The 9,545-nt window shown below is 65.9% G+C and carries 8 protein-coding genes; 2 read left to right on the forward strand and 6 right to left on the reverse strand.

What is annotated here, in order from left to right:
- Positions 1 to 90 precede the first annotated feature (90 nt).
- Both DOO78_RS26315 and DOO78_RS26320 read left to right on the forward strand, forming a co-directional pair.
- Positions 91 to 678 (forward strand): restriction endonuclease subunit S domain-containing protein, encoded by a 588-nt coding sequence (locus tag DOO78_RS26315; protein ID WP_111472849.1) that lies wholly within the window; start codon positions 91 to 93, stop codon positions 676 to 678.
- Complete coding sequence (locus DOO78_RS26320) at positions 675 to 2,126, forward strand: type I restriction-modification system subunit M (protein ID WP_111472850.1); 1,452 nt, start codon at positions 675 to 677, stop codon at positions 2,124 to 2,126. The genes DOO78_RS26315 and DOO78_RS26320 overlap by 4 nt, the downstream gene beginning before the upstream one ends.
- A gap of 20 nt (positions 2,127 to 2,146) precedes the next feature.
- Here DOO78_RS26320 and DOO78_RS26325 read toward each other — a convergent pair whose 3' ends face one another.
- The 6 genes from DOO78_RS26325 to DOO78_RS26355 all read right to left on the reverse strand — a co-directional run.
- Positions 2,147 to 2,833, reverse strand: a complete 687-nt coding sequence (locus DOO78_RS26325; RefSeq protein ID WP_207803080.1) for a DUF7002 family protein — start codon at positions 2,831 to 2,833, stop codon at positions 2,147 to 2,149.
- Positions 2,830 to 4,440, reverse strand: a complete 1,611-nt coding sequence (locus tag DOO78_RS26330; protein ID WP_111472851.1) for an adenylosuccinate synthetase — start codon at positions 4,438 to 4,440, stop codon at positions 2,830 to 2,832. The genes DOO78_RS26325 and DOO78_RS26330 overlap by 4 nt, the downstream gene beginning before the upstream one ends.
- 3 nt (positions 4,441 to 4,443) lie before the next feature.
- Entirely contained in the window at positions 4,444 to 5,778 is a 1,335-nt protein-coding gene (locus DOO78_RS26335) for an ImmA/IrrE family metallo-endopeptidase (RefSeq protein ID WP_165839102.1), read from the reverse strand.
- A gap of 568 nt (positions 5,779 to 6,346) precedes the next feature.
- Entirely contained in the window at positions 6,347 to 7,693 is a 1,347-nt protein-coding gene (locus DOO78_RS26345; RefSeq protein WP_111472854.1) for a recombinase family protein, read from the reverse strand.
- Positions 7,690 to 8,193 carry a DUF2924 domain-containing protein gene (locus DOO78_RS26350; RefSeq protein ID WP_111472855.1) on the reverse strand — a complete coding sequence of 168 codons (504 nt, stop codon included), beginning with the start codon at positions 8,191 to 8,193 and terminating at the stop codon, positions 7,690 to 7,692. The genes DOO78_RS26345 and DOO78_RS26350 overlap by 4 nt, the downstream gene beginning before the upstream one ends.
- Before the next feature lie 420 nt (positions 8,194 to 8,613).
- Positions 8,614 to 9,545: ImmA/IrrE family metallo-endopeptidase (locus tag DOO78_RS26355; RefSeq protein WP_133258036.1), on the reverse strand; the 932-nt coding region annotated here is incomplete at its 5' end.

Genomic DNA, 9,545 nt, shown 5'->3' on the forward strand with positions numbered 1-9,545 from the left:
ATCGCTTGCGCCTTCGTCCGCTTGGCCATGATCCGCATCATGCTGCGACGGCTGGCCGCAACCCCCTCCGCCTGAATCAGAACTTCCCGGATGGGCTCTGAGACGGTCCCGCGAGGCTCGCCGCTCTATCTTCGCGCGGGCGACCTGCTCTTCCAGCGCGGCAACACGCCCGAGTATGTCGGGATCGCTGCCATCTACGATGGCCCGCCTGAAACCTACGTCTATCCGGATTTGATGATCCGCGTCCGCACTCCTGACACGGCGCTTACGGGCTGGATCTGGCGTGTCGCCAATGCGCCCGCAGGCCGGCGTCACATGCGGAACGCCGCTTCGGGAACTGCGGGAAGCATGCCGAAGATAACGGGCGACGCGGTGCGGTCCCTGCCGATCCCGCTCCCCCCGCACGAAGAGATGCGGCGTCTCCTGGGCAGGATCGAGGAGGAGCTGAACGCCGCCGATGAGGCCGAAGCTTTGCTCAATGCGCAGCAGGCCGCGGCAGTCACGCTCCGCCAATCCATCCTGCACGCCGCCTTCACCGGCCGCCTCGTCGCGCAGGACCCGGCCGACGAGCCTGCCGCCGCCCTGCTCGCGCGCCTCCGCGCCACGCCGGCCGCGGCGCGCCGCCCCCGTGCGCGCCGCACCGCCACGCAGCCCGACCTGATCGAGACACCCGCATGAGCGAGACCGAGAACGTCCTGACCGCAAAGGTCTGGAACCTCGCTCATGTGATGAACAACGCCGGCGTCGGCTCCGGCGACTATGTGGAGCAGGTCACCTACCTGCTCTTCCTCAAGCTCGACGCGGAGCGGGAGGAGGACGGCCTGCCCTCCCTGCTGCCGGAGGACTGCCGCTGGGCGCGCCTCGCCGCGCTCTCCGGCCGCGAGCTCGCGCAGCACTACGCTCGCATGCTGGAGACGCTCGCGGGCCAGCCCGGCCTCGTCGGCACCATCTACACCCGCGCCCGCAACACCATCGAGGAACCGGCCCATCTGCACCGCCTGGTGCGCATGATCGGCGCGGAGAGCTGGTCGGGCTTCGGCGTGGACGTGAAGGGCGCGATCTACGAAAGCCTGCTGGAGCGCACCGCCTCCGACACCAAGTCCGGCGCCGGCCAGTATTTCACCCCGCGCCCCGTCATCCAGGCCTGCGTCGAGGTGGTGGACCCCAGGCCCGGCCAGACCATCTGCGACCCCGCCTGCGGCACCGCGGGCTTCCTCCTCGCCGCCTTCGAGCACATGCGCCAGAAGCCCGAGGCGCGCGACCGCGAGACGGGGCGCAAGATGCGGGAGGAAGGCTTCACCGGCTACGACATCGTCGCCGGCGTCGCGCGGCTCGCCGCCATGAACCTCTACCTGCACGGCCTCGGCCGCGCGGACGTCACGCCGATCCACCGCGCCGACGCGCTGCTGGCAGATCCGGGCCGGCGCTGGGACGTGATCCTCACCAACCCGCCCTTCGGCCGCCGCCAATCCATCCAGGTCTTCACCGGCGACGGCGAGGCGGAGACAGAGCGCGAGGACTACCAGCGCCCCGACTTCAACGTCACCACCGGCAACAAGCAGCTCAACTTCGTCCAGCACATTATGACCGTGCTGGCGCCGGGCGGCGTCGCCGCCGTGGTGCTGCCCGACAACGTGCTGTTCGAGGGCGGCGCCGGCGAGAAGATCCGTCGCCGGCTGCTCGACGAGTTCGAGTGCCACACCCTGCTGCGCCTGCCGACCGGCATCTTCTACCGCCAGGGTGTGAAGGCGAACGTCCTGTTCTTCGAGGCCCGCCCGCGCCGCAAGGAGCCGTGGACAGAGGCCCTATGGGTCTATGACCTCCGCACCAACAAGCGCTTCACCCTGAAGGAACGCCCGCTGCGCGACGCCGACATGGCGGAGTTCGTGAGCCTGGCGAAGCTCTCCGCCCGCGCGAAGCGGCAGGAGACCGAGCGCTTCAAGCGCTTTACCTACGCCGAGCTCGCTGCCCGCGAGAAGCTGGACCTGAACCTGACCTGGCTGCGCGAGGAAGGCGCCACCGACCCCGCAAGTCTGCCGCCGCCAGCCGAGATCGCCGCTAGCATTGCCGAGGACCTGGAGGCAGCGCTGGCGCGGTTCCGGGCGGTTGCGACGCGGCTTGGTTGACCTTCAGTTGGAAAATGGCGTCATGCCGAGGAGGCACGCTCATACTGGACGCTGAGGACTTCTTCCCCCCGCATCACCAGTACCCGCTGCACATACAAAGCTACGTCTGGGACTCCGTGCTCGACGACTAACTCGACAGCCCGCTCGCCACGCTTTCTCTTCTGCCGCCACTCTGCGTACGGGTACTCGGAGATTGGCAAGAACGTCGAGCGCCCCCTAGGGGCCGGGTAAGGCTTTGTGGCCCCACTGTTGATCGGTGAGAGAGTGATGGACTCTCGATGTGCCGTCACGAGCGCCGATGCATCAATCTCCAGAACGTCGTGTTCGAGACTGCGATATGGCTTCGCTCCCACCAAGCGGAGAAGGCGCCCCCTCGTCAGCCAGAAGAACACCTTCCGATTAAGGAGCCTGTACCACTCCTCCGGCGTCAAGCCGTCCTGAAGGCAGCGGGTGAGGCCAAGGTCGTCCATTGGCTTCTGATCCCGGACGACCGCTCGGCCAAGGCTTGCCTCCTGGATCTCGACATTCGAAGGGCGGCGCCGCGCCTCAATCGCTTCACGCTCGGCGCCCGAGATGCCGTAGAGATCGAGCAGCCCCGAGGTGCTCAAGAGGCCGTGCCGCTGGATAGACGGCCAGCTTCCGCGTTCCGCCATGTGATAGAGGACCGGGCAGTCTTGAAGCAGTTCAGAGAGTTCCGCCTCGGTCACCACGCCCGCCTATCGATCACGTTTCGCCAATCGAATCCGGTCGACATCATCGACACCGGCACCCCAGCCACTCGCTCCACCTCCTCGATGAAGCGCAGTGTCGGTTGGGTCAGCTGCTCGAAGCGGAATGCATCCTTGTTCTTGTGGTCGATGTAGTCCACGAAGGTCAGAGCGAGATCGGTCGGCCCGTTCAACAGCGCAGATCGTCGTAATTGCTCCCAGTCGAATTCCGCAATTCGTCTTTGGCGCTTTGTCGTGGTCGTGGTCTCTGTCCGCTTGAGATTTTCGAGCGGGATGCCGGAACGTGTAGCGAGGTCCTCGTAGGTCAGTTCCTTCCACATCGGTCCGGATGGGCCGCCGACGCGGATGGGATAGGTACGGCACACCATCACGACGCGGCGCACCCGCCTTGGCGCAATACCCGCATCAGCCAAACAGCCAGCAACCGTGGTGTCCCGCGAAGTGACGTGTGGGTAGGGGCCATGGTGAAGACTGAGCGAGGTTCCCTGCGTACCCTCAAGAAGGACGCGATGCTCCCGAAGGTAGGCTTCGGCGAGGATCTCTTGTGCGTCGCAGATGTACGGCCGCAGTTCAGGCACGTCGCCAGCTAGGCGGGCACCTCCACTGCGCTGCATAATCTTTCGTGCGCTCGCGGCGCCCACACCCTGCCCGGTGGAAGAGATGCTCTCCGTCAGCCTGGTCTCTTCGGCAATGTCGCTATCCTCGATGATCATGGCGTTGCGGTCGATGAAAAGCCGCTCTGCCTCAACGCCGTGCTCCTGAATCTCACGGAGCAGCTTATCAAGCTTCAGGACCGCGCCGGCTCCGAGAAGGAGGCGTGCATGGGACGCGCGTCTCGTCCCGGATGGGAGGTGGTAGTAGGTCTCCACAGGGTCGCCGAAAACCTTGTGTCCCGCGTTCGGACCGCCGACACGGACCAGTAGATCATACTCTGGGGCGATGTGGCCGACGATGTTGCCTTTGCCTTCGCTGCCGTATTGCCCGCCGACCAATACGTCGACCAGGGGCACGATGGAGCGCGGGTAGAGTCCGAGTAGCGCAGTGGCGCGCACGAGCACGGCATCGGCCGACGATCGGTCGGTCTCAACGACGATGTCAGCAAGCGGCGCGAGCTCTTGAATCCGTCGCTCGGTAGGATGCTTGCGAGCATCACCATATGACGCGAACTCAACCGTCTCGGTTGGACGTTCTCCGTATCGCCGCGCAAGTTCCACGTCGCTGGCGGTGACGTGCACATGGTGCACCTCGGGGCCGAAGGCATCGCGTACAGCTTCGATCTGACCGCGAATGCGAACAGCATCGATGACGAACAAGTCTGGTTGGACGCCGTCGACTACGGTGCCCTCGATCACCCGCGCGAGCGCTGTCTTCACCCATGCGCCGCCATCTGCCTTATCGAGCGACTGACCCGCCTTCTGCAGAGCGGACCTTGTGTTTGGTGTTTCTGGCCGTGCAGCAGAGATCAGGTCGCGTGTCCGGATGATCTTCGCGCCGTGGCGCGCCTCGAGCCGCTGGGCGAGTTCACTCTTGCCGGCGCACATCGGACCGGAAAGGAGGACTATGCGGGAGCGGCGGAGGCGAGCCATGGATCAGGCGAAGAGATCCGCCTCCGCTCCTGCGCGGCGCGGCGGGGGATCGTAGACGATGGTCCTCACACCGCGCGCGACGAAAGCATCATTCACCATCTGCTCGACGACTTGCCAATCGCCGCCGGCGCCCCCTGTCCCAAGCCGGGGCATGTGAACGGACGCTTCAGTCGCAAGAGCTTCATCCCCGACTGCGTCGAGGCACCGACCGAGCGCTGCGTAGCGAATTCGAGGCTTGTCCGACGACCCGTAGCCATGCTGCGCGACCAAGCTTGCCAAAGTCACTCCGCCCGATGCCGGGCAGAAGTGAACTAGCCCGAGGCGCTGATCACGCGGCGAGCTGCTGAGCCACTCGGCGAAGGCGGCTTCGGCTCCAGGAAAACGGGTCGCCGCAATACGCGCGATCCCCCCACCCCACCGACGCGCAGCGTCATTGACCATCATGCAGACGATCCGTCGCCCTCCACCTTTTGGCTGAAGCACGTCGCCATGAACATGCTGAAGCAGAGGCCGTGCATCGTGTGGCGTCGAGTGACGCGGCCGAACGATGCAGGCGACACGCGGCAGCGAGCTACCGGGATAGCCGGGTATTCCTACGCACTGGAGAACGACATCGCCGAGCGGCTCCCAGACTTCCGAGCCATGCGCTGTGTGGCCAATCGCCGTGCAGTCAGCCATCAGCGTTTCCGCCGGCGGCACGAGGCCGCCGGACGCAAGCTCCCATCCTCGGGAGGGGATCGCGTAGTCGACGCGATAGCGCCGGCCGCCGCCGTCGCGCGGCGAGGCGAATACAACGAGCAGAGGTTCGGACACCACCTTCGCCACGCGGATCAGGAACGCTTCCGCCGAGACGTCGAACTTACGTCGCTCGGCCATAAGCGTCTCGATCGGCGGCGCTTGCTCGCGCAGAGCCAAGCTGCCCACCGGCATGATGAACTCGGCCGCAGCGATGTTGCAGAGCATCTCGAGCTGCCAGTCGTCCGGGCCGCGATCCCCGCCCCGATTCCGAACCGCCTCCGTCACGTCCGGAAAGAGAGCGTGCGCGACCTCATGTGCGATAGAGAAGCGGACCCGTTCACGCGGCTGCGTCGGGTTAAACTGGATCCGGACACCCCCGTTATCGGGCACGGCGCGCGCATCGCGAACCTGAGCATTCGCTTCAACCGGGATACGAAGCTGATCGGCGAGGAACAGCGGATTGAACGGTGGGCCGCTCCAGCCAGCATCCAGGGCCTTGAGCACGCACGTGCGGGCGGTCTGCTCAACCTTCGCGACAGGATCTTCGTTGCCGGCGAACCGAAGCACAGACAAGTTCGTCCAGTTGATCGCTTGGGTCATGCAGCGTGTCCTCGCTTGCCCAGCTCCGTCTGACTGCAGATCAGCGAAATCATGCCGAACGGTCTCACCCTGTTGTTTGTGCAGGGGCGAGCGAATCGACACATCATTCCCCGATGCTGTATGTTGTACCTGAGGAGTGTGGTCCCGCAATATCTTGCGTAGGGTCATGGCAAGGTGCCTGTCGGGCTGGGCTGCAGCCGAAGAGCTGCCTCCTGTTGTGGCCAGGGCAATGCCGCCGCCCGGCCGAGCTGGTGCAGGCTTGCGTGAGGGAGTGGGCGCCTCAGAAGGGCTTCGATGATCGCGGGGCTGAGTAGGGCCAGGAGGAGGAGGCGACCCATGTAGCCACGGTCGATTTCCTCCTTCGCCGCCATTTCCGTGATGGAGCTGTACCGTCCGTCGTCCAGCAGCTTTTGGTATCGGAAGGCGCGAGCGAGCGCCTTCGTAATCGTCGGGTCAGCCCGCACCTGCACTAGGGCTCCGAAGTCTGGCTCGGGCGTTACGACCGTCTTCCGCCCTGGCCGCCTTCGGATCTTCAGCGGGACCCGAACCGTGATGCTGGTGGCGATACTCATACGGCCTTCAGCGCCTCAGGCGCCATGGCGCCGAGGTCCCTGACCAGCCCTGCCAGCCCCGCGACCCGCATGCGGATCTCTGCGCCCTCCGGGGCGATGACGACCCTCTCCACCAGAGCGCGCACAATCCGCGCCTGCTCGGCTGGGAACAACTCGTCCCACAGCGGATCCAGCCGATGCAGCACGGACCGCACCTCGCCCTCGGTGATGGCCGGCGCCTCCTTCCGCACCGCGAGCCAGGTGCCGACCACGATCTCGGGCTGGCGCAGCAGGCCCAGGACCTGGGCGATCACGGCCCCCTCAATCTCCGCCGCCGATACGCGTCGCACGATGTCGTCACCCGGCGCGTCGCCCTTCAGCACGCGCTGGGCCACGTAGTATCGGTAAAGCCGCCCGTTCTTCATGCAGTGCGTCGGTGACAGCGCCCGTCCGTCCACCCCGAAGATCAGTCCCTTCAGCAGCGCTGGCGCGTGCTGGCGGTTCTGCGCGGCACGGGCGCGCGGGCTAACCCGCAGGATGGCATGCGCGCGGTCCCATAGGTCCCTCGGCACGATCGCCTCGTGCTCGCCCTTGTAGACTTGGCCTTTGTGCTGAACCTCGCCGGAATAGGTCCGGTTGTTCAGTAGCTTGTAGACGTCGCCCTTATCGAGCGGTCGCCCAGCCTTGCTGGTGGCACCTTCCGCCCGGAGGCGCGCCACCGCCTCGATTCCCGACCCAGTCTCAGCGAAGAGCTCGAACACGCGTCGCACCCGCGCGGCCTCCGCCTCATTCACCACCAGCTTTCGGTTGGCGACGTCGTAGCCGAGCGGCACCTTTCCACCCATCCACATGCCGCGCGCCTTGGACGCCGCAACCTTGTCGCGGATGCGTTCGCCGATCACCTCGCGCTCGAACTGCGCGAAGCTGAGCAGGATGTTCAGCGTCAGCCGCCCCATGCTGGTGGTCGTATTGAAGCTCTGCGTCACGGAGACGAAAGTCACCCGGTGCGCCTCGAACGTCTCGACCAGCTTCGCGAAATCCATCAGCGATCGGCTGAGTCGGTCGATCTTGTAGACCACGATGACGTCGATCAGGCCTTGCTCGATGTCGGCGAGCATCCGCTTCAGCGCCGGTCGCTCCAGCGTGCCGCCGGAGAAGCCGCCGTCGTCGCAGCGGTCGCGGACCAGCACCCAGCCCTCGGCGCGCTGGCTAGCCACATAGGCCTCGCAGGCCTCACGCTGCGCGTCCAGCGTGTTGAACTCCTTGTCCAAACCCTCGTCGGTGGATTTCCGCGTGTAGACCGCGCAGCGTAGCTTCTTCGTGGTGGCCGGCATCGCCGCGCCGGCGGCAGCGCGAGTCCTCATGCCGAGGCTCCCGGCTGACGCAGCCCGAAGAATACCCAGCCGTTCCAGCGGGTGCCGGTGATGTGGCGCGCAATTGCGGAGAGCGACCGATAAGGCCGGCCCTCGTATTCGAAGTCGTCGGCGCGCACTGTGACGACGTGCTGCACGCCGTCGTACTCTCGCACGAGCCGCGTGCCGGGCAGCGGTCGGCTGTCGGCACGGATCCGGCGCAGCACCACGTTCCCGCCGTCGAGTTGCTCGCCCAAGGCCTCGAGCCGTGCCCGCGTCTCCGGCCTCAGGCCCCCGTAGGCCAGTTCCTGGATGCGATAGGCTAGTCGGCTGACCAGGTAGGGTCGGTTGAAGGGCGGCGGCTCCTTCCCGAACAGGGCCCGCCACTGGTCCTTCAACTCGGCGGCCGTGGCGGTCTGCAGCGCGACCAGCCGCGACAGTACTTGCGTGGCCGGGATCTTCGGGATGGTGGGCGCCGGCTGGGCTGCCTCCTGCCGCCGGCGCTGGTTCATGGATCCTCGGGTCATGCGACTCCCTCTCTCCTGGGGTTCGCATGACGGCGCTGCCGGGCGGTGGAGTGTAGGCGAACCTCTCCCGACTCGCGGGCCTGCTCCGCGTCGCGCGCGAGATCGTCGGCAGCGCGGCTCCGCAACCGCAGCAGCCCGCGGGCCAGGAGGTCGCAGACCTCGCGCAGGTGTGGCGGAAGATGGATGTTCACGGGCAGCGGTGACATGGCTGTGGGGCAAAATGGACTGCCTAAGCAAAAAGAACAGCGAAAACAGCGCACTAGAGAAGACATGCGGCTACAAAGGAACGGCTGCGAAATCCCACGCAGGACGCCGCCAAGCCACCCGTCCGCATCGCGTTATCGGCCGCTCCGCGAATCGAAAGTGAGCGCCCCCACCGACGATGATCAGCGGCGCTTCAGTCGCTCATCGATCGCCAGCCCTGCGCACGAATTGATCGTAGCTGTCCCACGGCTCATCGTCCTGCTCGAGCTGATATCCTCCGGTCTGCTCGAACTGCAGGATCGTCAGCGACACGCCGAGCCGCTCGGCGATGAAGGTCAATTCCTTCACGGGCTCGGAGCCGCGCGCAAAAGTCCAGACCCCGGCAGGTAGCGAGGTCGGCCGTCCGGTCGTCGCCAGCGATCCGCCCTGACCCGTCCCTGCCAGCGACTTCTCAGGGATCTCCATACCCGAGCGGATGAAGATGCCGCTCCGATATGCCGCCTTGCTGGCGCGCCCCCACAGCGCGAAGCCATCGCGCGCCACGACCATGGCGGCGCGCTTGTCGGTGAACTCGATCCATCGCCGCACTGCGGCCGTCAGCGACACGCCGTAGTGATCCGTAATGTGCGTCAGCAGGGCGCCAGACATCTCCGCGTCGCCGACCTGCGCGCGGTAGTCGTCGAACGGCATCAGCAGGTGACAAGCAAAGGTGTCGGCCTCGTCCTCGCGGCGCGCCTCCTGCTCCTTCCACCGATCCATGTGGAGCGGCAGGCACCGGTATGCGCTTTCCTCGCTTCGGGTGTCGCACGTATCCCCGCCGGGCTGCAGATCCTGTCTGTGCAGCAGGTAGTGGCCGAATTCGTGCGCGAGGGTGAATCGCTCCCGCCCGGGATAGCGCGGCTGCTCCGCATAGAGGATTTGCCATGCTTGGCGTGTAGGATGCGGACGCAGCATTCCGTCGAACCCGTCGATGGCGACCTTCTGGATTTTCTCGATCGGGTCGGGCTGCTGACGCGACACCTCGAAAGCCCAGGTGTTGATTGCCACTGAGATCTGACCTGGTTTGGGGTGAAGTTGCCACTGAGAGTTGACCCATGTTCGGACGCTAGCCTCGGCTTTCTGGGCGGAGGCGG

This window comes from Roseicella frigidaeris (assembly GCF_003258945.1).
GTDB classification, from domain to species: Bacteria; Pseudomonadota; Alphaproteobacteria; order Acetobacterales; family Acetobacteraceae; genus Paracraurococcus; species Paracraurococcus frigidaeris.